We start from the raw sequence: 26,948 nt of genomic DNA on the forward strand, positions 1-26,948 counted from the left end.
TGGAGTCCCGGCATGAACATTATCTGGACCGTCCTCATCGGCTTCTTCGTGGGCCTGATCGCGCGCTTCCTCTCGCCGGGACCGCACAATCCAACAGGTTTCATCCTCACGACGGTGCTGGGGATCGTGGGCGCGGCGCTGGCGACATGGCTCGGCCAGCAGGTCGGCTGGTACTCGCCCGGCGACAAGGCGGGCTTCATCGGCGCCATCGTCGGCTCGATCCTGGTGCTCATGATCTGGCGGGTATTTGCTCGTAGCGCATGAGGCCCGTCCGGGGTTTCGGGCAAGTCGCGCCGCGCCTTCGGAGGGCGCCCGTCCCGCCCCTACGCGGCGTTCGGCTCCTGGCTTTTCGTCTTCGCGCGGCGGCGCAGTTCCAGGCTTTCCTGGAGGTTGCCATGATAGGAATGGTAGCCATGATGATTGATCGTGGCCGTGGTATCGACCCATAGCTCGCCGCCGCATTCCCGCCAGCGATCGCAGAAGGCATAGTCCTCCCCGACCGCCTGTCCGTCCACCACCGGAATGTTGAAGAGCGGATAAAGGCGGTAGGGCACATTGTGGTAATGATACATGCCGCTCTTGAAGTGGTTGACCATCTTTTCCAGCATGTCCCGGCGGCATAGCATTGCGCCGGCTCCGACGCGCAGGGCGCGCGCAAAGCCGTTGCGGGTCTCGTTCAGGCGCGATTGCCCGGTGAGCACGGCCGGGTCCTCGAAGACCACGTTCCAGCGGATCGTGGAGGCATGAAAATCCTCCAGGTCGCGGGCGAATACCCTTCCGGCCTTCTCGTTGTCATAGCCTTTCGAGACATACGGGGCTGCCGTGAAGGGCTGGTCGTAGGTTTCGCTGAATTGCAGCATCCGCAACACGGTCTTCGGGTGCACTTCCATGTCTGAATCGAGACAAAGCAAATGCGTGCAATTCCCACTGAGGAAATAGCTTACGACGGCATTTCTCGCATGCTCGAGATGCGGGATCCCCGACTGGCCGAGGAAGTCCACGTCGATCTTGTTCTTCTTTAATTCGAGAGCAATGCTGAGAAATGAGCGGACTGCATCTATGTCTACATATCTGTTGCCACAGACGCAGGCTATGAGAACGGAAATTCTCTTCACCCGATAACCCTTTTCAATATGCGCTAGTAGGCTCTCTCAAGCCAGGCAATGAAGTATCAAACACGAAACTGATAGATGATTTTCCCAAAGGCAGGAAGTTCATAATTCACAACTATGGCGCTTGCTCATTCGGCGTTGCGTGTATCGGCGGTTGGTAACTGGGGCGGCTTGCAATATTTCGTAGGCATTAAGGTTTCTATTCGGCGAAGTTTTTTACGAGATTCTCGCTGAATTCTCGAACTCGACGCATCCGTATTGTAGTTTATTGCGCTTCAATGCCGGACTGATCACAATTTTGTGTCCCCAATGTTTCGGGGACTGGTGGGAGCTATCCCGGCTGCATCTACCTCCCGGCCACCGGGCATTTTCCGGCCGTCAGGCCCGACTGCGATGTCATCCCGGTCGCTTCCCGAGGACGGCCCGGTTCTTGCTCGCCCAAAATTTATGCGGACCGCCTGTCGATGGTCCATAACCATGTCGCGTTTTTCCTGCTAGTATCAAAAGAGGTAGGTTGTGCGTGAGGTTACGACATATGGCGGATATCATTACTCAATCGGATAGTATTTCAGATAGCCAGTTCGCCCAGTTCAAACGTGATGGCTTCATGGTCATCAAGGCCGCCTTTGCGAAGGACACCGCAAAGGCGTGTGAGGACCTGATTCTCGAAATGCTGAAGAATGAGGAAAATGTTGATAAAAGCTCTCCATATAAAGCCAGATTTGTTATGAAAAGACGCGCAAGCGTCGTTTTCGATCGGATGATCACCTCAAGGCTCACCGGTATCCTTGATAAACTCTTCGGAAGAGATGGCTGGGATCGCACGCATTTTCATACCCATGGCGACTTCTTCGTCACATTTCCGGGATTTGTGCGTTCCTCCGGCGAATCGTCACCTCTTGTCGGACGCTGGCATGTCGACCTGGGGTACCAGGCAGCGGAAGCGCATGATATCCGCGACAGAAATTGTGCATTCGTACCTGCCTTCCTCATAACGGACTCGAAGCGGGACGGTGCCTCCACGCTCGTCGCGGCGGGCTCGCACCGAGTCGTCGCCAGACTTCTCGCGTCGACGAACGAGCCGGTGCGACGGCATGACATGGTGGCATTCTGCGAAGGATACATTGCACGGAAGGAAGGCAAGGAGAGTATCGTCCAATTGGTCGGCGAAGCCGGGGACGTCGTGGTGATGCATCCGCTGCTGATGCACGCCGCATCGGCCAATTGCCGCGATACGATCCGAATCATGGCCAATACCGGTGTCGGAGGCGCTGGTCGGCGCCAGCTCGACGATAGCGACAGCGATCGTTCCATCTCCGATGAAGTGATCTGGCAGGAGATGAAGGCAGTCGGGCGCAAACCTTCCCATGAGCGGTTCCTCAAACTCGTTCTTTCGCTCAACCGCTATTTCTGGGCATTGCGCTACAGGCTCTACGACAGATGGAAACGCGAGGCGGAGACCCGCTACGAGGACCGGACGGCATTGTTCGGCTGGCGGCTCGTCCCTTACATCCTGCTGAAGCCCGTCTGCGCGATGACGACGTCGGCCATTCTCAGAGTCGTCCGGTAGGCGTGCGCTCGGCCTCCTCTCGCGCTTCGCTCGGGGCGACGTAGCGTCATGGTTTCCTATCTCATCATGTTGTAAACCTCCAGGCAACGAGATTCTGCCGGAAGCGATGGTGCTCATGAAGTGGATGCTCACCCTGGTCCTGGCCGCGGCGGGCATGGCTTCATGGCCGGCCGGATCGCTCGCCAAATCCGCGGCCCCTGCCGCACCTCCACGCGACCCCGTTTTCCACTATGTCGGCGATGCGGATGCCTACGGCAAATATGTCGTGTTCATCGCCACGCGTCAGGGATCGGTCTTCTACTATTGTGCCGGGAGCATCATCGACGAGCGCTTCGTCCTGACGGCCGCGCATTGCGTTACCCCCAAGGCTGGCGCGACGACCGTCTATTTCGGTGCGGACATGAGGCGCTTTCAGCGCGGCGGCAAGGGCATTCCCGCAGCCGAGATCCGGATCAATCCACGCTACTTCGAAGACGCCGGCTCCGGACAGAAGACCTCCCTGTGGTGGCAGGACCAGCACGAGGCGGATCTTGCGGTCATCAAGCTGTCGCGCGACATTCCGGCGGATTATAAACCGCTCGCGCTCGACTACACGACCACGCACCAGGCGGATGGCCACTTTTCGCGCGTGCTCTCCGGTTACAGCTTGGGCTATGGCGACATCGTTACGCAATCCGGCAAGAAGAAGCTCGACATACGTCTCAAGCGCAAGGATCTCGGCGGCCTGCGTGTGTTCGAATATTCGAACATCCTGCTCGTCGCGCCGGATAAGGCCGCCTATTCGGTGTGCAGCGGCGACTCCGGCGGTCCGGTCATCCTGAGCGATGGCGCCGATACACCCAGGCAGATCGGCGTGAATTCGCGTGCCGATCCGAAATGCCAAGGAAGTTCAGCACCAGCACCGGTCGCCGACAGTTACGACTGGATCCGAGACGCCATGGTCGCCCTCAAGGCGGCGAATCCGGTGCCTGCCCGGCCGAACTATGCAGGCGACTGCGTGCAGCGGGCGACCGACATGAAGATCACGGGCGGTAAGCCCGCCGTCCAAATCACGATCACCAATGCTTGTGCCGCTACGGTGCGCTGCATCGATGCCGGGTGGTTCAAGGACGATGACAGCCAGCGTACCCTGTTCAAGAATCCCGTCGATCTCAAGCCGGGCCAAGTTTACGCGCGGACCCTGCCGGGCGTGAAGACGGTCTCCGACGAAGTGGGCCTTGCCGCATGCTCGAGCGTGAATGACCCGGATGCGACCGTAAGCAAGGCCGGGCCGTGAGCCGTCACATCATCCCCCGCACCGAATGCTTGTGCTCGCGATGCTACTTTTCCACATGCTTGTCCAGGATCAGCACGTCGATGTTCCGGTCCGGGGTATAGTTAACCTTCTTGACCTCATACCGCGTACTGGAGATCTTCCTCGCCCCGTCGGCGCAGAAGGAGACGAGGTTGTCCGGGTAGGCCTTGTCGATGGTAAGGTCGAAGCGCCCGATCGGGCCGAGCCCGTTCCGCGCAATCGCATAGCCGAAATAGGTCTGCCGGGCCTTGATGTCGGCAGCCGCATCTCCGGCGCCGGGTTTTGCCTCCGCGATGCGCCTCGTCAAGAGGTCGGCGGCCCGCAGGAAACCATCGTCGGTGCAGTATTTTCTCTGGTATTGCGCCAGCGATTCACCCGTGAGATTGGCCTTGTCGAAATAGACACCCGAGGCGACGCCGACGCTTGGCGTGAAACTGTGCTGCAGCAGGACTTCCTTCTTCGCCGGAAAGACCTGCTGGCGGGTAAATCTCGATCGGAGCGTCCAGAGCGGTGTGACGGTTTCTCCTTCGATCGCCGCATAGCCAGCGCTGGTAAGCTTGCCGCGATCTTCCGCGCCGAGTTGCTTGATGGCGGCAGCAGTGGCCTCTCCGAGAGGCATCAGCGGAACGTTCAGGCCCTTGAGGAGGTCGGTTATTTCGATCTCCTGGCCCCCATCCGGTGTGAAGAAGGCATGCTGTTCCAGCGTCGTCTCGGTCGTCTTGCCGTTAACCTTTGTCTGGAAGTTGAGGAAGTTCGAGGAAGCAGCGTTGGGAAGGCTCACGACCAGATCCTGCTCGCCTGTGATGTCGGGCAGCGGGAACGAGACGGCGAGGGGCAGGTCCTTGTCGCCTTTGTTGTAGAAACGATAGGCGACGCGGATCTGCTTCACCGAGAGAAAGACGTCCTCCGCCCTGAGCTCGATCTGGTCGCTCTTGTCGAGAACGAGGCCGCCGGCATCCAGATTGGCCACGGAATCATCCGCCAGTGCAGCGCTGCCGGGCAGGGCTGAGGCAAGGCTGGCGCCCAGCAGGAACGCTCTGGCGGATTTCAACATGGGAACCGAATCTCCACACGGGTACCGTGAATTGGCGGCGATTGTGCATGCCTTTGCCGGCCAGCGAAAGAGGCATGCTGCGACGCCTCGGAAAGCCTCTCCACCAACCCGGCGGTCGCATGACGTAGAGGAATTTGCATCCGGTTTTCGGGGGCTCGCGAACCGTTCATTAACCTTTCATCGGCGTTAATGGGATCGGAGAAATTCGCTCGATTTGCGGGCAAGTTCGTCCGCAATCCAGCTGTTCGAGAGTTCGATGCCCGTACCTCCCATGCCCTCCAACGATGCAGCCCGGCATGTGCCGGTGATGCTCGCCGAGGTCATGGAGGCCCTCGCGCCGCGCACGGGCGAGCGCTTTATCGACGGCACCTTCGGTGCCGGAGGCTATACGCGTGCCATCCTCGACGCCGCTCCCGATATCCGCGTCCTGGCCATCGACCGCGACCGTACGGCGATCACGAACGGCATGGCGCTGGTGAGCGCCATGAAGGGACGGCTCACGCTGGTCGAGGATCGTTTCTCCCGCCTCGATGCTCTGGCGCCGATGCTGGGCGAGGAAGGCATTGACGGGGTCGTGCTCGATATCGGCGTTTCCTCGATGCAACTCGACGAGGCCGACCGCGGCTTCTCCTTCCGTCGGGATGGGCCGCTCGACATGCGGATGTCGGGGGAGGGGCCGACCGCGGCCGATCTCGTGGCAAGCCTGCCGGAGGACATGCTGGCGCGCATCTTCCATGTCCTGGGCGAGGAGCGGCGGGCCAATGCGCTCGCTCGGGCCATCGTCGCCGACAGGGTGAAGGAGCCCTTCACGCGCACGATGCAGCTCGCCGATCTCTGCGGTCGCGTGATCCGTACCCGGCCCGGCGATATCCACCCGGCGACGCGCGCGTTCCAGGCCCTGCGGATCGCCGTCAACGGTGAACTCGACGAACTGGGTGAAGCCCTGCTGGCGGCTGAACGCGTGCTCAAGCCCGGTGGGCGACTGGTCGTCGTGACCTTTCATTCCCTTGAAGACCGCGTCGTAAAAGCCTTCTTCGCCGATCGCACGCGCAGCCAGGCGGGCGGTTCCCGACACGCGCCTGTGGCGGCGGTGCCGCCGGCCACCTTCACGCAGACGCATCGGGCCGCCACCGCCGCCTCGACCGCCGAAGCCGACGTCAATCCACGCGCCCGGTCCGCCAAACTGCGCTTCGCGATCCGCAGCGAGGCGCCGGCACGCGACACGGGCACCAGCTTTCTCGGGCTGCCAGACATGAACATTCAATCCGGGAGGAGCCGGTGACGCGCATCCTCAATCTTATCCTGGTCGGCCTGCTCGTCGCCTCGGCGATCGGCGTCTATTCCATCAAGTATGAATCCACGCTGCAGGCCGAGAAGGTGGCCAAGCTTCGTCGCTCCATCGAGGCGGAACGGCGTTCGATTCAGGCCTTGAGGGCCGAGTGGGCCTATATGAGCCAGCCGGAGCGGGTGGGCGACATGGCCAAGCGCCATCTCGATCTCGTGCCGATGAAGATCACGCAGGTCGTCAATCCCTCGGAACTGCCGGCCAAGGTGCAGCAGGGTGATCTGATCGCCGAGAAACTGGAAGGGCTTGGTCTTGCCGGGCCGCCGCAAGTGACAGGATCGACGCAATGAGCGAGGAAACCGTCGTGGAAGACCTGTCTGCGGGCGTTAGTGCCGCCGCCGAGGTGCCCGAACCGGTGGCCGCGCCGCCCAGGGCCGCTCCACCGCGCCGGCGCATGACCAAGCTCCAGAAGAGCGCGAGCCGCATCATCCTTTTGGTGGGCGGCTTCGTCTGCATCTATGTCGCCATCTTCGCCCGGTTGACTCAGTTCGGCGCCGAGCCTGACCAGCAATATGACGCCCGCCGTTCCGCAGCCGACCAGCTCGCCGCTGCAAGGCCCGATATCGTGGATCGCAACGGCCGCATCCTTGCCACCGACGTGCAGGTGCCGTCGCTCTACGCGGAGCCGAAGAAGATCATCGACGTCGACGAGGCGACCGAGCTGCTATCCGCGCAACTCCCCGAACTCGATGCCCGCGACCTGCGCAGCAAGCTAGCTTCCGGAAAGGGCTTTCTTTGGCTGAAGCGTGAGATCACGCCGGAGCAGCAGGCGGCGATCTACCGCCTCGGCCTGCCCGGCATAGGCTTCATCATGGAGAACAAGCGGATCTATCCGAACGGGTCCACGCTGAGCCATGTCCTCGGGGCCGTCAACATCGACAACCAGGGCATTGCCGGCATCGAGAAATATATCGACAGCAAGCGGGGGCTGAGCGACCTGCAGGCGCTCGGCTATGCCTCGAATTCGAGCGATATGAAGCCCATGCAGCTTTCCATCGACCTGCGCGCGCAGGCGGTGATGCGCGATGAGCTCGTGGGAGGCATGGCTCACTACCGCGCCAAGGCGGCTGCCGGAGCCGTCATGGACGTCAATACGGGCGAGATCCTGTCACTGGTTTCGCTTCCCGATTTCGATCCAAACAATCCAGCCGATGCGCTCGATCCCAACAGGATCAACCGCATCAATGTCGGCACCTACGAGATGGGCTCCACCTTCAAGGCCCTGACCGTGGCTGAGGGCATCGAATCGGGCAAGTACACAACGAACTCGGTGCTGGATGCGGTTCATCCGCTGCGCTACGGCCGCTTCACCATCACGGACTACCACGCGACCTACAGCATGCTCAGCCTGCCGCAGGTGTTCGTCCACTCGTCCAACCTCGGCGCGGCGCGCATCGCCCTTTCTCTCGGCGTCGACGCGCAGAAGGCGTTCCTCACCATGATGGGGCAGACCACCCGCCTCGTCACGGAACTTCCGGAGAATGCCATGCCGCTGGTGCCGCGGCGCTGGAGCGAGGTGAACACGGCCACGATCTCCTTCGGCCATGGCATCGCGGTCGCGCCCCTGCAGGCGCTGATGGCTGTCGGCGCGATGATGAACGGCGGCCATCTGATGAAGCCGACTTTCCTCGTGAGGAACGAGGAGGAGGCGATCGCTGCCTCGACGCAGGTGCTCAAGCCGCACACCTCCGATGTGATGCGCTACATTCTGCGTCTGAACGCCACGGATCCGAAGGGCTCGGCCAAATTCGCGGACCGGCCCGGCCTCCAGGTGGGCGGCAAGACGGGCACCGCCGAAAAGCTCATCAACGGCCGGTACGCCAAGGACAAACTGCACAACTTCACCACCTTCATGGCGGTGTTTCCCTTCGACAAGCCCAAATATCTCGTGCTGGTGATCTATGACGAGCCCCAGCCTGTGCCGGAGAGCTACGGTTACACCACGGCGGCCTGGAACGGCGGCGTCACCACCGGCAAGGTCGTCGAGCGTATCGCGCCCCTTCTTGGCGTGAAGCCCCGCTTCTACGAGGTGCCGAACAACGTGCCGCCGCTATACGCCCCGAAGGACCAGGCCCTCGACATGGCCTGGCTGACGGCCCATTGAAGCGGCGGACCTGAAAGAAGATGAATGGCATGGCAGATCATGCCCCGGCCCGGCTATGGAAAAGTTCCATTGCCGGGCTTGTGTCTATAGAAGCAGCCCGCCGATTCCCCGCCGATCGATCGCCTCATGACCAAGACCCTCGCTGACATCGCTCCTCCCGGCAGCCTCGATCCTCGCTTCGGAGAGATTTCCGTATCCGGCGTTACCTCGGATTCCCGGCAGGTGAAACCAGGTTTCGTCTTCGTCGCGATTCCGGGAACGAAGAGCGACGGGCTCGACTATGTCCCGCAGGCGGTCTCGGCGGGCGCGGTGGCGGTCGTGGCGCAGCAGCCGTTGCAGCTCGAAAGCGCGGTGGCCGCGATCGTGGTCCCAAATGCCCGGAAGGCGTTGAGCGAAATCGCGGCAGCCTTCTACGATCGCCAGCCGCCGACGATCGTGGCCGTGACGGGCACCAGCGGAAAGACCTCGGTCGCCGCCTTCGTGCGCCAGATCTGGGAGAGACTTGGCCACCAGGCTGCCTATGTCGGTACGATCGGCCTCGTGGCACCCTGGGGTGAGACCTATGGCTCGCTGACCACGCCCGATCCGGTGGAGCTCCATCGGCTGATCGACGAGCTCGCGGGCAAGGGCATCACGCATCTTGCGATGGAGGCTTCCTCCCACGGGCTCGACCAGTATCGGCTGGACGGCGTGCGGCTTTCGGCCGGTGCCTTCACCAACCTTTCGCGCGACCATCTAGACTACCATCCTTCGGTGGAGGCCTATCTCGACGCCAAGCTTCGCCTCTTCCGCGAGCTGTTGCCGCCCGGCGCCGGTGCGGTTGTCGCAGCGGACCATCCGGAGTCGATAAAGTTCATCGTGGCCGCCCGGGACAAGGGGCTGCGGTTGACCACCGTCGGGGAGGCCGGGGAGGGGATACGCCTTGTCTCCGACCGCATCGACGGCTTCACCCAGCATCTCACGCTCGACTATCGCGAACGCACCTACACGGTGAAATTGCCGCTGGCCGGACGTTTCCAGGTCGAGAATGCCCTCGTGGCTGCCGGCCTTTGCCTAGCAACGGGGGGCGAGCCGCAGGCGGTATTCGCGGCCCTCGAACATCTGCGTGGCGCCAAGGGACGGCTCGATCTCGTCGGCACGGTCGAGGGGGCGCCGGTGCTCGTCGACTATGCGCACAAGCCCGATGCACTGGAGAAGGCGCTCGAGGCCCTCAAGCCCTTCGCCAAGGGGCGGCTCGTGGTCGTCTTCGGCTGCGGGGGCGATCGCGATCCCGGCAAGCGCCCGATGATGGGCGAGATCGCCACTCGCCTCGCCGACAAGGTCATCGTCACCGACGACAACCCCCGCAGTGAGTATCCCGCCACGATCCGGGCGGCCATCCTGGCTGCCGCGCCGGGCGCCATCGACATCGGCGACCGCCGCCTTGCCATCGAGACGGCCGTGGCCGAACTCGGCAGCGGAGATGTCCTGCTGATCGCCGGCAAGGGGCATGAGCCCGGACAGATCGTCGGCAAGACCGTCTTGCCTTTCTCCGATCACGATGTGGCGCGCGAGGCCATTGCGCGCAGAACGGCGTGATCAAGGCCCATTTGGTGTAACGTCGCTCCGTCGAGCGAGATGATTCGGCCACTATGGCCGAAGGTTTGAGAGGGTTTCCATGTTCTACTTGCTGAGCCGCTTCAGCGAACATTTCGAGGCCCTCAACGTTTTTCGCTACATCACCTTCCGTACAGGCGGGGCAATCGCGACCGCACTGCTCTTCGTGTTCTTCTTCGGACCCTGGACGATTTCCTGGTTGCGCCTGAAGCAGGGCAAGGGCCAGCCTATCCGCACCGACGGACCCCAGTCGCATCTTTCCAAGCGCGGCACGCCGACGATGGGCGGCCTGATGATCCTCTCCGGCCTGACGGTATCGGTGCTGCTCTGGGGCAATCTGGCCAATCCCTATGTCTGGGCGGTGCTGTTCGTCACGCTCGGCTTCGGTGCCATCGGCTTCTATGACGATTTCCTGAAGGTTACGAAGCAGAGCCACAAGGGCTTTTCGGGAAGGGCGCGCCTGTCCCTGGAATTCGCCATCGCGGCGGTAGCCGTGATCGTGATGGCGGAGGCAGGAGGCGCGCGCTTTTTCGGTTTCCTGTGGGGCGGCGCCGAACCCAATCCGCAGGCGACGGCGCTGGCCTTTCCGTTCTTCAAGGAACTCCTTCTCCCTCTCTCCTACTTCTTCATCGTCTTCGGAGCTTTCATCGTCGTCGGCTTCGGCAATGCGGTGAATCTCACGGATGGGCTCGACGGTCTCGCCATCGTGCCAGTGATGGTGGCGGCCGGCAGCTTCGGCTTCATCGCCTATCTGGCCGGCAACGCGGTGTTCTCGAACTATCTGCAGATTCATTTCGTGCCCGGCACCGGTGAGCTCGCGGTAATCTGCGGTGCCATGATCGGGGCGGGCCTGGGCTTCCTGTGGTTCAATGCGCCGCCTGCCCAGATCTTCATGGGCGACACCGGCTCTCTCGCCCTCGGTGGCATGCTCGGCTCGATCGCCGTGGCCACCAAGCATGAAGTCGTATTGTTGATCGTCGGCGGCCTGTTCGTGGCGGAGACGCTTTCGGTGATCATACAGGTGGTGTCCTTCCGCTACACGGGCAAGCGCGTCTTCAAGATGGCGCCGATCCACCATCATTTCGAACAGCTAGGCTGGAGCGAGCCGCAGGTCGTCATCCGCTTCTGGATCATCGCCATCGTGCTGGCCTTGCTCGGCCTTGCCACGCTGAAGCTGAGGTAAGCATGATCCCGGTGACTTGTTTCGGCGACCGCCAGATCGCCGTGTTCGGCCTCGGCGGCTCCGGTCTCGCCACTGCGCTCGCCCTCGTCGCCGGAGGCGCGCGCCCTGTCGTCTGGGACGACGGCGAGGCGGGGCGTGCGGCTGCTGCCGCCAAGGGACTGGCTGTCAGGAACCTGGCCGAGATCGACTGGACCTTGCTTGCGGCGCTTGTCCTGTCGCCGGGGGTGCCGCTCACCCATCCCGAGCCGCATTGGACGGTGAAGCTGGCGGCCAGACATGGCGTCGAGGTGATCGGCGACATCGAGCTCTTCGTGCGTCAGCGCAGGTTGCAGGCACCGGGCTCGCCCTTCGTTGCCATCACCGGTACCAATGGAAAGTCGACGACGACGGCGCTGATCGCCCATCTCTTCGCGGCTTCCGGGCATGACACCCAGCTCGGCGGCAATATCGGCACGGCAATTCTCTCGCTCGAGCCGCCATCCGCCGGCCGAGTATATGTCGTCGAATGCTCCTCCTACCAGATCGACCTCGCACCGGGCATCGATCCTTCCGTCGGCATCCTGCTCAACGTCACCGAAGACCATCTCGATCGCCACGGAACGCTGGAACACTATGCCGCCGTCAAGGCCCGCCTGGTACACGGCGCCCGGACCGCCGTCGTCGGTGTGGACGACCCTTGGTGTGCAGCCATCGCCGACGACATCGAGCGAGAGGGTGGCAAGGTGGTGCGCATCTCCGTCGAGAAGGTCCTGAGGGATGGTGTCTATGCCGTCGGCGAGAAGCTCTATTCGGCGGACGCCGGGGAGGTTGCCGAGGTAGCCTCGCTCGCCGGGATAGGGTCGCTGCGGGGGACTCACAATGCGCAGAATGCCTGTGCCGCGCTCGCGGCCGCCCGTGCCCAGGGGCTCGGTCTTGACCAGATCCAGGCCGGCATGCGCAGTTTCCCCGGCCTTGCGCACCGCATGCAGCAGGTCGGGCACCTCGGCCCGGTGCTGTTCGTCAATGATTCCAAGGCCACCAACGCGGATGCGGCGGCCAAGGCACTCGCCTCCTTCGAGACGATGTACTGGATCGCCGGAGGCAAGCCCAAGACCGGCGGCATCGGTTCGCTGGCCGATTATTTTCCGAAGATCCGCAAGGCCTACCTGATCGGCGATGCCACCGAGGAGTTTGCAGCCACGCTCGAGGGCCGCGTCCCCTACGTACGGGCCGGGACGATCGAGAAGGCGGTGCCGCTGGCGGCTGCCGACGCGGTGGCCTCGGGCCTTGCCGAGCCGGTGGTGCTGCTGTCGCCCGCCTGCGCTTCCTTCGATCAGTTCCGCAATTTCGAGGAGCGCGGGAAGGCCTTTAGCGAGGCGGTGGCGGGACTGCCGGGGATAGAGGGGATCTGATCCGGATCGCAGGCAGTCCTGCGTGCTCCTGGAACGTTGCGCATGAGGGATGCGGGGCAGGCTGGCGTGCCCGCGATCCCAGGAAATCCTCGTCCCACTTAACCCTTCCTAAACCGTGTCGGGAGCACTGCTAGGGCTTATCCTGCCTCAGTTGACGGACCTCCCATTCATGGCCTCGCGTACCGAACGTTCAGCCTTCAATTCCTGGTGGTGGACCGTCGATCGGCTGATGCTGATGACCATCCTCGCGCTGATGCTGATCGGCATCGTGCTCCTGCTGGCCGCCAGCCCGGCCGTTGCGGAGCGCATCGGCATCAACGACATGTTCCACTTCGTCAACCGCCAGGCGATCCTGATCCCGCCGGCGCTGGCGGTGATGGTCGGGGTGTCCTTTCTTTCTCCGCAGGCGCTGCGGCGGCTGGCGCTGGCCGTCTTCGTTGTCTCGATCATGCTGGTGGTGGCGACGCTCCTGTTCGGTGCGGAGGTGAAGGGCTCGAAGCGCTGGATCGCAGGCATCCAGCCCTCTGAATTCCTCAAGCCCGCCTTCGTGGTCCTGGCGGCTTGGTTCTTCTCCGAGAATGTCAAGCGGCCGGACGTGCCCGGAAACATCCTGGCCATCCTGCTGCTCGCCTGTTCGGCGGGCCTGCTCATCATGCAGCCCGACTTCGGCCAGACCATGCTGATCTCGATCGTCTGGGGCGCATTGTTCTTCATGGCCGGCCTGCACTGGTTCTGGATGGTCGGGCTCGGCGGGGTCGGTGCGGTCGGCATCGTCGCCGCCTATCACTTCATCCCGCATGTGACCTCGCGCATCGACCGTTTCCTGAAGCCGGAAGGTACCGACACCTTCCAGGTCGACGTGGCGCGCGACGCTTTCCTCTCCGGCGGCTGGTTCGGCAAGGGGCCCGGCGAGGGCACCTACAAGCTCATCCTGCCGGACTGCCACACCGACTTCATCATGGCGGTGACCGGGGAAGAGTTCGGCCTTCTCTTCGTCATGGTGCTGGTCGCCATGTTTGCACTGATCGTGCTGCGAGGCTTCTGGCATGCCTTCCGGCTTGAAGATCCGTTTTGCCGCTTCGCCACCGCCGGCCTGACCCTCCTCTTCGGCCTGCAATCCTCGATCAACCTGATGGTCAATCTCCACATGATGCCGGCCAAGGGCATGACGCTTCCCTTCATCTCCTACGGTGGCTCATCGCTGATCTCGGTCGCCTACGGCATGGGCATGGTGCTGGCGCTCACCCGTCGCCGCCCGCGCACCGACATGCTCGAAAGCGCCTTCTCCTTCCGGGATCGCCGCCATGGTCCCGCTCAGGCCGGCGTGGGGCTGGCATCGTGAGCGGCAAGACTATCCTGCTCTGCGCCGGGGGCACCGGTGGGCACCTCTTCCCGGCCGAGGCGCTCGCCAGCGCCCTGGTGCCGCTCGGCTTCGTCGTGCAACTCGCAACCGACGAGAGGGTGGAGCGCTACACCAGCACTTTTGCCTGGCAGCACATCCACGTCATTCCCTCCGAGACGGTGCGCTCGCGCTCACCCATGGCGATGGCGAACACGCTCTGGCGCCTTGGCAGCGGCACGGTGGCTGCATGGCGCATGCTGGGCAGGGTGAAGCCGGCCGTAGTCGTCGGTTTCGGGGGCTACCCCACGGTGCCGCCGCTGACGGCCGCGACCTGGCGCAAGATCCCAACCATGATCCATGAGGCCAATGCGGTGATGGGCCGGGCCAACCGCATGCTGGCACCGAAGGTGACGCGCATCGCCACCGGCTTCGCCGAGGTGGCGATGATGGACGACGTGCCGAGGTCGAAGCTGATCCACACGGGCAATCCGGTGCGCCCCGCTGTGATCGTCGCGGCGGCGACGCCCTATCCCGCGACCGGCGAGCGCATCAATCTGCTGGTCTTCGGCGGCAGCCAGGGCGCTGCCGTGATGTCGAAGATCGTGCCGCCGGCAATCGCCCGCCTTGACGAAAGCCTGCGCCGCAAGTTGACCATCGTCCAGCAGGCTCGCAAGGAGGATCTGGCGGCGGTGCGTCAGACCTATGCCGATCTGGGTGTGAACGCCGAAATCGAGGAGTTCTTCCGCGACCTGCCGGCCCGTATCGCCGCGTCCCATCTGGTGATCAGCCGCAGCGGCGCTTCCACCGTCGCCGAGCTTTCCGTGATCGGTCGCCCCTCTATCCTCGTGCCCCTTCCTGGGGCGCTGGATCAGGACCAGGCCGCCAACGCCCGCACGCTTGCGGCGGTCGATGGAGCGAAGATGGTGATGCAGTCCGACTTCACGCCGGAGACGCTGGCAAGCGACCTTGCCGCGCTCCTGGCAGACCCTCTGGGCCTGGAACACATGGCGGCGAACGCCCGCCAGGCAGGCATCCCCGACGCGACGGACCGGCTGGCGGAGTGGGTGGTGAAGCTGGCGGCCATGTAGTCGCGCAAGCAGGTTTCCGGCCTGCGCCGCCGCCCCATCGTCGTCCGCAAGGATGGGCCGGCTGCGAAGGGCTGCTCCCAATTGCGTTGCCTCCCGCCGCCTACCCCCCTATACGAACCGAAATGCCACTTTTCCGAGAGATTCCATGAAGCTGCCCCGCGAGATCGGCCCCATCCACTTTGTCGGCATCGGGGGCATCGGCATGTCCGGTATCGCCGAGGTGCTGGTCAATCTCGGCTACACGGTTCAGGGCTCCGACGCGGCGGACAACTACAACGTCAAGCGGCTCAAGGACAAAGGCGTCAAGACCTTCATCGGCCACGCGGCCGAAAATCTCGGCGAGGCGGAGGTCGTCGTGGTCTCCACCGCCATCAAGCGCGACAACCCCGAGCTTGTCGCCGCGCGGGAACGGCGCCTGCCGGTCGTGCGTCGCGCCGAGATGCTGGCGGAGCTGATGCGGCTGAAGACCTGCGTGTCCGTCGCCGGCACCCACGGCAAGACCACGACGACATCTCTGGTGGCCACGCTGCTCGATGCGGGCAATTTCGACCCCACCGTCATCAATGGCGGCATCATCAACGCCTATGGCACCAATGCTCGTCTCGGATCGAGCGACTGGATGGTGGTCGAGGCCGACGAAAGCGACGGCACGTTCCTCAAATTGCCGACGGACGTCGCCATCGTCACCAATATCGATCCGGAACACCTCGATCACTTCAAGACCTTCGAGGCCATCAAGGACGCCTTCCGGGCCTTCGTGGAGAATATTCCGTTCTATGGCTTTGCCGTGATGTGCCTCGACCATCCCGTGGTGCAGGAATTGGTCGGCACCATCGAGGACCGGCGCGTCGTCACCTATGGCGAAAATCCGCAGGCGGACGTGCGCCTCGTGGATCTCGACCTTGCGGGCGGACGATCGCGGTTCCGCGTGGTGATCCGCGACCGCAAGACCGGCGCCGTCGTGGAAATACCGGATCTGGGCTTGCCGATGCCGGGCGGACACAATGCGCTCAATGCCACCGCGGCCATCGCAGTGGCCCACAATCTCGGCATGGATGCCGAGACGATCCGCAAGGGGCTGGAGAGCTTCGGCGGCGTCAAGCGGCGCTTCACCCGCACGGGCGAGTGGAATGGCGTGGCGGTGTTCGACGACTATGGCCACCATCCCGTCGAGATAGCGGCGGTGCTCAAGGCCGCACGCGCCTCGACCACGGGACAGGTGATAGCGGTGGTGCAGCCGCACCGCTACAGCCGGCTTGCGAGCCTCTTCAACGAATTCTCCGCCTGCTTCAACGATGCCGACATGGTCATCGTCGCCGATGTCTATGCGGCTGGGGAAACCCCGATCCCAGGCGCCGACAGGGACGCCCTCGTCGCCGGGATCCGTGCACGTGGGCACCGCCATGTGGTGGCCCTCGAGCGGCCGGGCGCGCTCGCCGGCATCGTCGCGTCGGTCGCCCGGCCCGGCGACTATGTCGTCTGTCTCGGTGCCGGCAACATCACGCAATGGGCCTATGCGTTGCCGGGCGAACTGGCGGCACTGGGATAGGCATCACGTGAGGCGGCGTTCCTGCGACCCGCCCTTCGTGCGGTTTCGCCAGGGCAGGCAGGCCCTTGCTTTCGAGTGCTGTTGCATGGCTGCTTCATGGGGTTGTGAAGCCCACGGGCGTCAGACCGGGCCAGATTGCCTTCGCCCTGGCCGTCTTGGCGGCAAGCCCCTTATCGATCTCCCGCAGCGGATTGGGCCGTACGATCAGGCCGAACATGTCGTCCAGCCCGAAAGGCGCGGCGATATCGAGACGGCCATCCTCATCGAGCCGTACTCCCACTGCATGCGCGACTGCCGCGTAATGGCCCAAGGCCTCGTCCGCTGATCGCAATTGCGGGTAGGGGGCGCCGAAGCGCCGTTCGAACCACAGATGTACCCTGGCCTGGTTGCGGACTTCCACGGGCCACCGGCCGGCGAAGGCAGCCTCGGCCGTTTTGATCACAATATCCTCCGCCGCCCAGCTTAGGTCGCTTCCATCGAAATAGATCAGATCATAATCCTTGATCCCGGTCCCGCGCGGCAGGCCGCTGAGGTGGTTCCACACGGTCTGGTAGATGCTGCCGGCAACGAGCCGCCACTGCGGTAGGGCGAGGGAACGGGCAATGCGCAGGATGGCCATGAGATCCTGGTCTGCTGTCAGGATGGCGCGCAGGCGATCCTCGTGGGTCCGGGGCTTGTTCATCGGGCGTGCGGCAGAATCGCTGGGCTTTTGCGGCAATGTAGGCAATAAAGCGCGCGATCCCAATCGCCGCTTGCTTCGATGACCTTCCCCGATATCACTCCGACCCTCCGTTCCCTGATGCCCGGCTTGCGCGGCTCGCTGGAAGCCAATGCGCCGATGGCGCCGTTGTCCTGGTTCCGCACGGGTGGGCCGGCGCAAGTGCTCTTCACGCCCGCGGATGAGGACGATCTCGCGCTCTTCATGACCGCGTTGCCCGCGGAATTGCCGTGGATGGTGGTGGGGCTCGGCTCCAATCTCCTAGTGCGGGATGGCGGAGTGGAGGGCATCGTCATCCGCCTTGGCAAGGGCTTCGGCGACATCAGGGTGGATGGCCTCACCGTTAGCGCCGGGGCTGGGGCGCCAGACGTGAAGGTGGCGCGCGCTGCGGCCGATGCCGGTATCAGGGGGCTGTCCTTCCTGCGCGGCATTCCGGGCGCCATCGGCGGTGCGCTGCGCATGAATGGCGGAGCCTATGGCGGCGAGACCAAGGATGTCTTCGTGTCCGCGCGGGCGGTTGCGCGCGATGGTTCTCGCGTCACTTACGATGCGCAGGCCATGGGCTTCTCCTACCGCAAATGCGCGGCCGCTTCCGACATCGTCTTCACGCAGGCCGTCTTCCGCGGCGAGCCCGGCGACCGCGAGGAAATTCTGGCGGAAATGCAACGCATCACCGAATCCCGGTCCTCCACCCAGCCGGTCAATACACGCACTGGCGGCTCGACCTTCAAGAACCCGCCGGGCAGCTCGGCCTGGAAGCTGGTGGATGAGGCCGGTTGCCGCGGGCTCATCGTTGGCGGAGCCCAGGTTTCGCCGATGCACACCAACTTCCTGGTCAATCTCGGCAATGCCTCCGCCGCCGATATTGAGACTCTGGGTGAGACAGTTCGCGAACGTGTCAGGAACCAATCGGGCATAGAGCTCGAATGGGAGATCAAGCGCGTCGGCCGGCCGGCGTGACGGTTCGGGCGGACGTGTCTACCGTAACGGCATGTCCCAGCGTCCCACATGCAATTTTGTGAACGATGCCAGCCGCTAGAGACATAATCCTTAAGCGACGGTAACCGATTGTTTACCGATTTGTCCGAAAGCTAACCTTAATGGGGCATGAAGCATTTCCCGCCGGGGAAATGATCGGGCTCCTGAAACCGCCCTTCCAAACGATCATCCCGAGCGGGTGGTTCATCAAGAGAGCGTTGGCTTCGAGCATATGCTGCGTCTGTTCAATCTGCCCGATCTGCGACAAGCCGGATTCACGACCCGCACCTGGGTGGATCTGCGTTCCTCGCGTCTGCAGCGCTTCGTTTCCAATCCGCCGCGCGGCCTCGGGCTGACGCTGGCACTGGCCTTTCTCGCCGGCACCATCGTCTATGGCGCCGAAACCGGACCGGTCTGGCCTCAGCTGCAGGCGCAATACGGTACGCCACTCGACATGGCGGCCAACGCCTTCGGTTTTCGTATCGAGACCGTGGCCGTGACTGGCCAGCGCGAACTCACCGACCAGCAGATCTTCGCGGCGGCGGGCGTCACCAATACCTCCTCTCTCCTGTTCCTGGATGCCGAGGTGGCGCGCGAGGGGCTGGAGAAGCTCCCACTCGTCAAGTCCGCCCAGGTGCGCAAGCTGTTTCCCTCCACGCTCTCGGTGACGATCGAGGAGCGCAAGCCCTATGCGCTCTGGCAGCGCGACGGCGCGGTATCGATCATCGCCGATGACGGTACCCTGATCGATGATGCCGTGGATCAGCGTTTCGCCAACCTGCCGCTGGTGGTGGGCGAGGGGGCGGACAAGAGGGCCCACGAGATCGTGTCGGCTCTTGCCGACGCGCCGGAACTCGCCGGGCGGACCAGGGGCGCGACGCTGGTTTCCCAGCGACGCTGGAACCTGACGCTGGACAACGGCGTGGTGGTGAAGCTGCCGGAAGAAAATCCCGTGCAGGCTTTGAAGAATTTGGCGTCGCTCGAACGCGACGCCAAGGTTTTGGAAAAAGATATACTGGCAGTCGATATGCGTATGCCTGATCGCGCTACTTTTCGTTTGAGTGAACAGGCTGCGGCCGCCCGGGCCGACGCTTTCGCCAAGAAGAAGGGGGGCAAGGTATGATCCCCTTCGAGAACGGCCTCACGCCGAAGCTGAAGCCACTGGCGCCTCGCAGGACGAGCGTCATGTCGGTGCTGGACGTCGGCACCAACAAGATCGTCTGCCTGATCGCCCGCCTGCGCCCCCTCGAGGGCGCCGATCTGCTTCCGGGGCGCAGCCATCAAGCCCAGATCCTGGGCATCGGACACCAGCGCTCTCGCGGCATGAAGTCGGGTGCCGTCGTCGACATGGAGGCCGCCGAGCAGGCCATCCGGCACGCGGTCGATGCCGCCGAGCGCATGGCCGGGGTGCGCGTGGAATCCGTGATCGTCAACGTTTCCTGCGGCCGGATCAACAGCGAGCACTATTCGGCCTCCGTGCAGGTGAGTGGCCACCAGGTCTGCGACCACGACATTCATCGCGTTCTCGACGCCGGTGCCAGCCATTCGGTTCGCGACGGCCGCGTCGTGCTGCACTCGCTGCCCATCGGCCACATGCTGGACGGGGTGGGCGGGATCCGTGACCCGCGCGGCATGCTCGGCCGCCAGCTGGGCGTGGACATGCATGTCGTAACGTCCGAGTCCTCGCCCGCGAAGAATCTCATGCTCGCCATCGAGCGTTGTCATCTTCACGTCGAGGCCATGGTGGCAACGCCCTACGCCGCCGGCCTCTCCGCACTGGTCGACGATGAAACCGAGATGGGCGTGACCCTCATCGACATGGGCGCCGGCACCACCTCGGTGGCCGTCTTCGCCAACCGCGCCTTCGTGCATGCCGACGGCCTTGCGGTCGGCGGGGCGCACGTGACCACGGATGTGGCGCGCGGCCTTTCGACCAAGCTTGCCGAAGCCGAGCGCCTGAAGGTTCTCTACGGCGCCACCATCGCCAGCCCCTCCGACGATCGCGAAACCATATCGGTGCCGCCTGTCGGTGACGACCAGGGCGACGGCATCCACCATGTGCCTCGTTCACGGCTGGTGCGCATCATCCGCCCACGCATCGAGGAGATCCTCGAAATGGTGCGCGACCGCCTGCGCAATTCGGGAGCCTGGGCCGAGGCCGGTCGTCGCGTGGTGCTGACCGGTGGCGCGTGCCAGCTCACGGGGACCGTGGAACTCGCCCGCAAGATCCTCGACCGGCAGGTTCGCATCGGCCGTCCGCTGGGCATCGCGGGCATGCCGGAAGCAGCAAAGGGACCGCCTTTCGCTACGGCAGCAGGGCTTCTGGTCTATCCGCAGATCGCAGGTGTCGAGCATTTCGAGCCGCAGGTCCGGATGCGGGCTCAGGCCACTGGAACAGACGGTTATTTCGGTCGGGTGGGACGGTGGTTGAAGCATAGTTTCTAAACCCTGATTTCAAAACGGAAATCCAGTTTCGAATCAGGACGTCTACCTTGAACTACTAAGAACGAACGGTTTTTCAAGGCCGTTTGAACTTAAAAAATCCGGTCGATTTTGGCCGGAATACACAAAAGCCTGCTTCGCAAATCAGCAAGTTTCTGATTCAAAGGGCAGGAAGGGGTCGTAAGGCCTTGAAGAAAGTCAATTAAGGGGCGCGGTGACGCGGCCTTGCAAAAGAGGCGAACCATGACGATCAACCTCAAAATGCCGGATATCCGGGAACTGAAGCCGCGTATCACTGTGTTCGGCGTTGGTGGGGCTGGCGGCAACGCCGTCAACAACATGATCGAAGCTGGGCTCGAGGGCGTCGACTTCGTCGTCGCCAACACGGACGCCCAGGCGCTGACTCTCTCCAAGGCCGATCGCATCGTTCAGATGGGCATCCAGGTGACCGAGGGCCTCGGTGCGGGTTCACAGCCCGAGGTTGGCCGCGCGGCGGCCGAAGAGGTCATCGATGAGATCCGCGATCACCTCAACGGCGTGCACATGGTGTTCGTCACGGCCGGCATGGGCGGCGGCACCGGCACCGGCGCTGCTCCCGTGATCGCGCGCGTGGCTCGCGAGGTCGGCATCCTCACGGTCGGCGTGGTGACCAAGCCGTTCCATTTCGAGGGTCTGCGCCGCATGCGCCTGGCCGAGTCCGGCATCGCCGAACTGCAGAAGAGCGTCGATACCCTGATCGTCATCCCGAACCAGAACCTGTTCCGGGTCGCCAATGACAAGACCACCTTCGCCGACGCCTTCGCGATGGCCGACCAGGTGTTGTATTCGGGTGTCGCCTCGATCACCGACCTGATGGTCAAGCCGGGCCTCATCAACCTCGACTTCGCCGACGTTCGCGCCGTGATGCGCGAGATGGGCAAGGCGATGATGGGCACGGGCGAAGCTTCCGGCGAGCGCCGCGCCATCCTGGCCGCCGAGGCCGCCATCGCCAATCCGCTGCTGGACGATGTCTCGATGAAGGGGGCCCGCGGCCTTCTCATCTCCATCACGGGCGGCCCCGACATGATGCTCTACGAGCTCGACGAGGCCGCTACCCGTATCCGCGAGGAAGTCGACCCCGAGGCGAACATCATCCTCGGTGCCACGCAGGATCCCTCTCTGGAGGGCACGATGCGCGTGTCGGTGGTCGCCACCGGCATCGACTCGGCGCTTCTACCCCAGGCGGCTCCTTCCAAGGATGACATGCGCCTCGCCGAAATGACGGCTCGTGTTCGCGAGCAGGCTGCGGCCCAGGCCGCCCAGGCTGCGCGCGTTGCGGCGCCCCGCCAGGCTGCTCCGGCGCCGGCGCCGATCGTGGTCGAGACCGCCCCGGTCCAGCCCGAAATCGCCCAGCCGGTTCTCGCACCCGCGCCGGTCGAAGCGGCGCCGATGGCGGTCGCCAATGACGTGACGCTGCGCCCGATGGCTCCCAAGCCCACGCTCTTCCGTGAGCCGGTGGTCGAGGAAGCTCCGCGCGCTCCCGAACATTATGTCGAACCTGACCACTTCGTGCCGCCGGCTCCCGAGCGCGCAGTGGTTCGCCCGCCCCGCATGCCGCGCATCGAGGACCTGCCGATGCCGGCTCAGGCCCAGATCGCTGCCCAGCGCACGCCTGAGGCTCCGCAGGGCGCCGGTGGCGACAGGAAGCGTATGACGCTGCTCCAGCGCCTTGCCGCCGTCGGTCTCGGCCGGCCGGAATCGGAAGATGTCGAGCCGGCTCCGGCACCAGTGGCGCGCCAGCCCGAACCGCGTCCGGCTCCGCCCCGTCCGCCGGAAGCCCAGCGCCGCCCGCCGGCTCCGCGTCCGGCTCCCCAGGTACGCTCCATCGAGGACGAGCAGCTGGAGATTCCGGCCTTCCTGCGCCGCCACTCGAATTGAGGCCGAATTCGTACCCGTGACGAATTTGTAACCATATGACTGAACATCCACGGCCCGGGTTTGTCGCCCGGGCCGTAATCTTTTGAAATGTTTAAGGATTCCGAAATTAGGCTGCGATGCCGGAATGAGGCGGACCTGTGTTACAGACCGTAAGAAAGCGTGATTTGGCTAAACCTTTGGGTTCTGCTTTACGTATTTCTGAAGAAAGGCCCGAGTCCATGTCGCTAGGCATGGTCGATAAGGGCCAGGGGTCAAAAGAGAAAACAGGCCAGTCTGGTTTTGGTTGGGTTTCGCCCTGTTGGCGGACGGCTTGTGGAATACGAACATGAAATCTGGTTTCCAGACGACTTTGAATGACCGGGTATCCCTTGAGGGGATCGGCGTCCATTCTGGCAAGCCTGTCTCTATCACCTTGCATCCGGGCGAGGCCAATAGCGGCATCGTCTTCCTGCGCACGCATCTTGAGAATGGGCGCGAGCGGGAGATTCTGGCTCATCATCCCAACGTCATCGACACGCGCCTGTGCACCGTGGTCGGCGATCCCCTGCGTGGGTCCGTCGCCACTGTCGAGCACCTGATGGCCGCCCTGCGTGGCCTCGGCATCGACAATGTCACCGTCGAGATCGACGGTCCCGAAGTTCCGATCATGGACGGTTCGGCTGCCATTTTCGTGGATGCGATCGACCAGGTCGGCATTGCCACGCTGCGTGCGCGCCGCCGCAAGATCAAGGTGCTCAAGCCGGTACGGGTCGAGATGGGCCGTGCCTGGGCCGAGTTGCTGCCCTCCGACAAGAACAACGCCGGGTTCCGTCTCGATGTCGAGATCGATTTCGAGACGCCCCTCATCGGACGCCAGCGCCGGATCCTGGACCTCACGCCGGATGTGTTCCGTCGCGAACTGTCGCGGGCGCGCACCTTCGGTTTCGTGAAGGATGTCGAGCAGCTCTGGGAACGGGGCCTTGCGCTTGGTTCCTCGCTGGAGAACTCGGTGGCGCTGGGTGAGGATCGCATCCTCAACCCCGAGGGGCTGCGCTACAGCGACGAATTCGTTCGCCACAAGATGCTCGATGCCGTGGGCGACCTCGCTCTCGCGGGAGCACCGCTGCTTGGCCACTATCGGTCCTATTGTGGTGGCCATCGCGTAAACTTCATGGTGCTGGAGGCGCTCTTCGCCGATGATAGCGCCTGGACGATGGTCGATGCACCGGTACGCCGCGAGAGCGGCCATGCCGAGCTGAGCAGCGGCCTGGCTGCTGCCGCCTTTGCGCCCGATACCAACTGAGCGCAGAGGCGTTAGCCTCATTTGGCGATATCGCAGCAAAGCTTTGTACAAATCGATCGAAGCGGTGGCGCTTGGCCTCACAATCGGCTAGAAGGGCGCTTCAATTACCGCAGGTCAAGTGGCTCTTCCGCCATGGAGGGGCCATTGTTGCCTGCAAAGGTCGAGCCACGAAGTGTTAACGTTGTGGTGCGAGTCTGATGGGTGGTTTCATCCAGCGGAAGCGTGCCGTAACGCCAGTTTTCGTCGAAGTAGAGGTCTGAGTGATGCCGCTGCGTTCCCTCTCGTCTTCCCGCGTGATCGCGACGCGGCTCGCGGTTCGCGCCGTCGCAATCGCAATGCTGGCGACTCCGCTGGCCGCCTGTGGCCTGTGGGACGACGATCCGGTCTACACCACCCAGGCCACCGATCCGCCCGACTTGCTCTACAATCAGGGCCTCGTGGCCATGAAGGCCGGCGACTATTCCAAGGCATCCAAGCGCTTCGACGCGCTCGACAAGCAGTATCCTCAGACGGAGTGGCAGAAGAAGGCCATTCTGATGAATGCCTACGCCAATTATTCCTCCGCGAACTATGACGACGCGATCTCTTCCGCCCGGCGCTATGTGACGTTGTGGCCAAAGGACAAGGACGCAGCTTACGCGACCTATATCTGGGCCAACGCCCAGTACAAGCAGATCCCGGACATCACGCGCGACCAGGATCGGGCCAGCCAGGCCCTGGCAGGTTTCCAGATGATCGTCTCCGACTATCCGAAGTCGGAATATGTCGACGATGCCAAGTTCAAGATCCAGGTGGTCAGGGACCAGTTGGCCGGCAAGGAAATGGAGATCGGCCGCTTCTACCAGAAGCAGCAGAACTATACGGCGGCCGTCAACCGCTACAAGACGGTGGTGGCCCAATACGCCCAGACCCGCCAGATCGAGGAAGCGCTGAGCCGCCTGACCGAATGCTACATGGCGCTCGGTCTGAGCAGCGAGGCGCAGACAGCGGCCGCGATCCTGGGCCACAACTACCCGGACAGCCAGTGGTACAAGGACGCTTATTCGCTCGTGAAGTCCCATGGCCTCGAGCCGCGCGAGGATACCGACTCCTGGCTGAGCCGTACCTTCCGCAACGCGATCACGCTGTAATAAAGTCCCATTCGGTCTATCGAAAAGGCCGGTCTTCGCGACCGGCCTTTTCCTTGTGCGCAGCCGGCTGTTTTGTCATGCGGCGCGGCCGCAAGAGCGATATATAAGGGCGCATGCTCGTCCAACTCGCTATCCGTGATATCGTCCTGATCGATCGGCTCGACCTCGAATTCGTCTCGGGGCTATCCGTGCTGACGGGTGAGACCGGCGCCGGCAAGTCGATCCTGCTCGACGCTTTCTCGCTCGCGCTCGGCGGTCGCGGAGACGGTACGCTGGTCCGTCACGGGCAGAATCAGGGGCAGGTGACGGCCGTGTTCGACATAGCGGTCGACCATGCGGCGCGAGCGGTGCTCAAGGCTAACGACATTCCGGACGACGGTGATCTCATCCTGCGGCGCGTGCAGATGGCGGACGGCCGGACCCGGGCCTTCATCAACGACCAGCCCGTCAGCGTGCAGGTGCTGCGGGCCGCGGGCGCGGCACTGGTGGAGATCCACGGCCAGCATGACGACCGCGCCTTGACCGATCCCGCCTCGCATCGCGCGCTGCTGGACGCCTTCGGCGGACTGGAAAAGCTGGCGGGCGACGTCTCATCCAGGCACGCCGCCTGGCGAAAGGCCACGCAAACCCTTGCCCAGCACCGCGCCCGCCTCGAAAAGGCGAGGGCCGAGGGAGACTGGCTGCGTCACTCCGTGGACGAGCTCTCCAAGCTGGACGTCCAGGGGGGCGAGGAGGAGGCCCTGGCCGAGCGGCGCGCCCATATGATGCAGGCCGAGAAGATCGCCGTCGACCTCAAGGAGGCCTATGAGGGCGTAGGCGGCCATGACTCGCCCGGTCCGGTCCTGGCAGCGATCATCAGGCGCCTCGAGCGCAGGGGCGCGCAGGCACCTCGCCTCGTCGAACCCGCCATTGCCTCGCTGGACCAGGCCTTGAATGCGTTGGAGGAGGCGAGGATCGCCCTTCAGACGGCGCTGGAGGAAGCCAATTTCGATCCGGCGGAGCTGGAGAGGCTGGAAGAGCGCTTGTTCGCCCTTCGTGGCGCGAGCCGTAAATATGACGTACCCGTCGAAGGGCTCCCGGCGCTCGCGGAACGCTACGCGGCGGATCTTGCGGCGCTCGACGAGGGTGAAGGCCAGCTCAAGACGCTGGAGGAGGCAGATCGGGCTGCCCGGCAGGCCTATGAGGGGCAGGCAGCCCTCCTTTCCCAAAAGCGTCAGGCCACAGCCGGGCAGCTCGACAAGGCCGTCAACGGCGAACTCGGGCCTCTGAAGCTCGAACGCGCCCGGTTCTCGACCAATGTCGATAGCGACAAGACACTGGCTTCGCCAGACGGCTTCGACCGCGTCGAGTTCTGGGTGCAGACCAATCCCGGCACGCGCCCCGGTCCGATGATGAAGGTCGCCTCCGGCGGCGAGCTCTCCCGTTTCATGCTGGCGCTCAAGGTGGCGCTGGCCGATCGCGGCTCGGCCCCCACCCTGGTGTTTGACGAAATAGACTCGGGCGTCGGGGGAGCTGTCGCCGATGCCATCGGCCAGAGGCTGTCGCGCCTTGCCGCGCGCGTGCAGGTAATCAACGTGACGCATGCGCCGCAGGTTGCCGCTCGTGCCTCCACCCATTTCCTCATCGCCAAGGAAGCGCAGGGAAAGGAGAAGGTGGCGACGCGCGTCTCTCCGCTCGACAGCCCTCGCCGCCGCGAGGAAATCGCCCGCATGCTCGCCGGTGCGCATGTGACGGACGAGGCGAGGGCGGCTGCGGACAGGCTGCTGGGAGGCGGCATAGGGGGATAAGGGTTTGGAGCGCAGACCATCGGCTGGGCACGCCAAGCCTCTGCCCCGATTAGACCGGTTATGCTA

The 26,948-nt window shown here is 63.7% G+C and carries 22 protein-coding genes; 19 read left to right on the top strand and 3 right to left on the bottom strand.

Annotation, left to right across the window (positions count from 1 at the left end):
* Nucleotides 1-12: 12 nt before the first annotated feature.
* The gene (locus AC6H34_RS20765; protein ID WP_448146859.1) at nucleotides 13-264 is read left to right on the top strand and encodes a GlsB/YeaQ/YmgE family stress response membrane protein; all 252 of its coding nucleotides are present in this window, start codon (nucleotides 13-15) and stop codon (nucleotides 262-264) included.
* 59 nt (nucleotides 265-323) lie between these two features.
* Here AC6H34_RS20765 and AC6H34_RS20770 read toward each other — a convergent pair whose 3' ends face one another.
* Nucleotides 324-890, bottom strand: a complete 567-nt coding sequence (locus tag AC6H34_RS20770; protein WP_497540081.1) for a glycosyltransferase family 2 protein — start codon at nucleotides 888-890, stop codon at nucleotides 324-326.
* 757 nt (nucleotides 891-1,647) lie between these two features.
* On the opposite strand from AC6H34_RS20770, the gene AC6H34_RS20775 reads away from it, so the two are divergent.
* Complete coding sequence (locus tag AC6H34_RS20775) at nucleotides 1,648-2,682, top strand: phytanoyl-CoA dioxygenase family protein (RefSeq protein WP_497540082.1); 1,035 nt, start codon at nucleotides 1,648-1,650, stop codon at nucleotides 2,680-2,682.
* Nucleotides 2,683-2,797: 115 nt separating this feature from the next.
* A complete protein-coding gene (locus tag AC6H34_RS20780) occupies nucleotides 2,798-3,958 on the top strand; it encodes a S1 family peptidase (protein ID WP_497540083.1) in 1,161 nt (386 codons plus the stop codon).
* Nucleotides 3,959-4,001: 43 nt separating this feature from the next.
* On the opposite strand, the gene AC6H34_RS20785 is transcribed toward AC6H34_RS20780, so the two are convergent.
* Nucleotides 4,002-5,030 carry a DUF4424 family protein gene (locus AC6H34_RS20785; RefSeq protein WP_497540084.1) on the bottom strand — a complete coding sequence of 343 codons (1,029 nt, stop codon included), beginning with the start codon at nucleotides 5,028-5,030 and terminating at the stop codon, nucleotides 4,002-4,004.
* Between the two features lie 256 nt (nucleotides 5,031-5,286).
* On the opposite strand from AC6H34_RS20785, the gene rsmH reads away from it, so the two are divergent.
* From rsmH to murC, 9 genes are all read left to right on the top strand, one after another.
* Nucleotides 5,287-6,312, top strand: a complete 1,026-nt coding sequence (gene rsmH, locus AC6H34_RS20790; RefSeq protein ID WP_497540085.1) for a 16S rRNA (cytosine(1402)-N(4))-methyltransferase RsmH — start codon at nucleotides 5,287-5,289, stop codon at nucleotides 6,310-6,312.
* Nucleotides 6,309-6,665 (top strand): cell division protein FtsL, encoded by a 357-nt coding sequence (ftsL, locus tag AC6H34_RS20795; protein ID WP_448146865.1) that lies wholly within the window; start codon nucleotides 6,309-6,311, stop codon nucleotides 6,663-6,665. Before rsmH ends, ftsL begins: the two co-directional genes overlap by 4 nt.
* A complete protein-coding gene (locus AC6H34_RS20800) occupies nucleotides 6,662-8,479 on the top strand; it encodes a peptidoglycan D,D-transpeptidase FtsI family protein (protein ID WP_497540086.1) in 1,818 nt (605 codons plus the stop codon). The genes ftsL and AC6H34_RS20800 overlap by 4 nt, the downstream gene beginning before the upstream one ends.
* A 126-nt stretch (nucleotides 8,480-8,605) precedes the next feature.
* The gene (locus AC6H34_RS20805; protein ID WP_497540087.1) at nucleotides 8,606-10,057 is read left to right on the top strand and encodes a UDP-N-acetylmuramoyl-L-alanyl-D-glutamate--2,6-diaminopimelate ligase; all 1,452 of its coding nucleotides are present in this window, start codon (nucleotides 8,606-8,608) and stop codon (nucleotides 10,055-10,057) included.
* Between the two features lie 79 nt (nucleotides 10,058-10,136).
* Entirely contained in the window at nucleotides 10,137-11,258 is a 1,122-nt protein-coding gene (mraY, locus tag AC6H34_RS20810; RefSeq protein WP_448146868.1) for a phospho-N-acetylmuramoyl-pentapeptide-transferase, read from the top strand.
* Nucleotides 11,259-11,260: 2 nt separating this feature from the next.
* A complete protein-coding gene (gene murD / locus AC6H34_RS20815; protein WP_497540088.1) occupies nucleotides 11,261-12,649 on the top strand; it encodes a UDP-N-acetylmuramoyl-L-alanine--D-glutamate ligase in 1,389 nt (462 codons plus the stop codon).
* 169 nt (nucleotides 12,650-12,818) lie between these two features.
* Complete coding sequence (locus tag AC6H34_RS20820; protein ID WP_497540089.1) at nucleotides 12,819-13,991, top strand: FtsW/RodA/SpoVE family cell cycle protein; 1,173 nt, start codon at nucleotides 12,819-12,821, stop codon at nucleotides 13,989-13,991.
* A complete protein-coding gene (murG, locus tag AC6H34_RS20825; RefSeq protein ID WP_497541249.1) occupies nucleotides 13,985-15,079 on the top strand; it encodes an undecaprenyldiphospho-muramoylpentapeptide beta-N-acetylglucosaminyltransferase in 1,095 nt (364 codons plus the stop codon). Before AC6H34_RS20820 ends, murG begins: the two co-directional genes overlap by 7 nt.
* Nucleotides 15,080-15,224: 145 nt before the next feature.
* Nucleotides 15,225-16,628 carry a UDP-N-acetylmuramate--L-alanine ligase gene (murC, locus tag AC6H34_RS20830; protein ID WP_497540090.1) on the top strand — a complete coding sequence of 468 codons (1,404 nt, stop codon included), beginning with the start codon at nucleotides 15,225-15,227 and terminating at the stop codon, nucleotides 16,626-16,628.
* Between the two features lie 94 nt (nucleotides 16,629-16,722).
* Here murC and AC6H34_RS20835 read toward each other — a convergent pair whose 3' ends face one another.
* On the bottom strand, nucleotides 16,723-17,310 hold the full coding sequence (locus tag AC6H34_RS20835) for a nucleotidyltransferase family protein (RefSeq protein ID WP_497540091.1): 588 nt from the start codon (nucleotides 17,308-17,310) through the stop codon (nucleotides 16,723-16,725).
* Between the two features lie 78 nt (nucleotides 17,311-17,388).
* Here AC6H34_RS20835 and murB point away from each other — a divergent pair, with 78 nt between their 5' ends.
* The 7 genes from murB (at nucleotide 17,389) to recN (ending at nucleotide 26,882) form a co-directional block, all read left to right on the top strand.
* Nucleotides 17,389-18,306: a UDP-N-acetylmuramate dehydrogenase gene (murB, locus tag AC6H34_RS20840; RefSeq protein WP_497540092.1), complete on the top strand. Its 918-nt coding sequence runs from the start codon at nucleotides 17,389-17,391 to the stop codon at nucleotides 18,304-18,306.
* 250 nt (nucleotides 18,307-18,556) lie between these two features.
* On the top strand, nucleotides 18,557-19,447 hold the full coding sequence (locus AC6H34_RS20845; protein WP_497540093.1) for a cell division protein FtsQ/DivIB: 891 nt from the start codon (nucleotides 18,557-18,559) through the stop codon (nucleotides 19,445-19,447).
* The gene (ftsA, locus tag AC6H34_RS20850; protein ID WP_497541250.1) at nucleotides 19,447-20,769 is read left to right on the top strand and encodes a cell division protein FtsA; all 1,323 of its coding nucleotides are present in this window, start codon (nucleotides 19,447-19,449) and stop codon (nucleotides 20,767-20,769) included. Before AC6H34_RS20845 ends, ftsA begins: the two co-directional genes overlap by 1 nt.
* A 240-nt stretch (nucleotides 20,770-21,009) precedes the next feature.
* Complete coding sequence (gene ftsZ, locus AC6H34_RS20855; RefSeq protein ID WP_448146875.1) at nucleotides 21,010-22,683, top strand: cell division protein FtsZ; 1,674 nt, start codon at nucleotides 21,010-21,012, stop codon at nucleotides 22,681-22,683.
* Nucleotides 22,684-23,008: 325 nt separating this feature from the next.
* Nucleotides 23,009-23,965, top strand: coding sequence for a UDP-3-O-acyl-N-acetylglucosamine deacetylase (gene lpxC / locus AC6H34_RS20860; RefSeq protein ID WP_448146876.1), 957 nt, complete (start codon nucleotides 23,009-23,011; stop codon nucleotides 23,963-23,965).
* Between the two features lie 263 nt (nucleotides 23,966-24,228).
* Nucleotides 24,229-25,095: an outer membrane protein assembly factor BamD gene (locus tag AC6H34_RS20865; protein ID WP_448146877.1), complete on the top strand. Its 867-nt coding sequence runs from the start codon at nucleotides 24,229-24,231 to the stop codon at nucleotides 25,093-25,095.
* A 113-nt stretch (nucleotides 25,096-25,208) separates the two neighbouring features.
* Entirely contained in the window at nucleotides 25,209-26,882 is a 1,674-nt protein-coding gene (gene recN / locus AC6H34_RS20870) for a DNA repair protein RecN (protein ID WP_497540094.1), read from the top strand.
* The last annotated feature ends 66 nt before the right edge of the window (nucleotides 26,883-26,948 follow it).

Source organism: Labrys sp. ALF-8 (assembly GCF_059699065.1).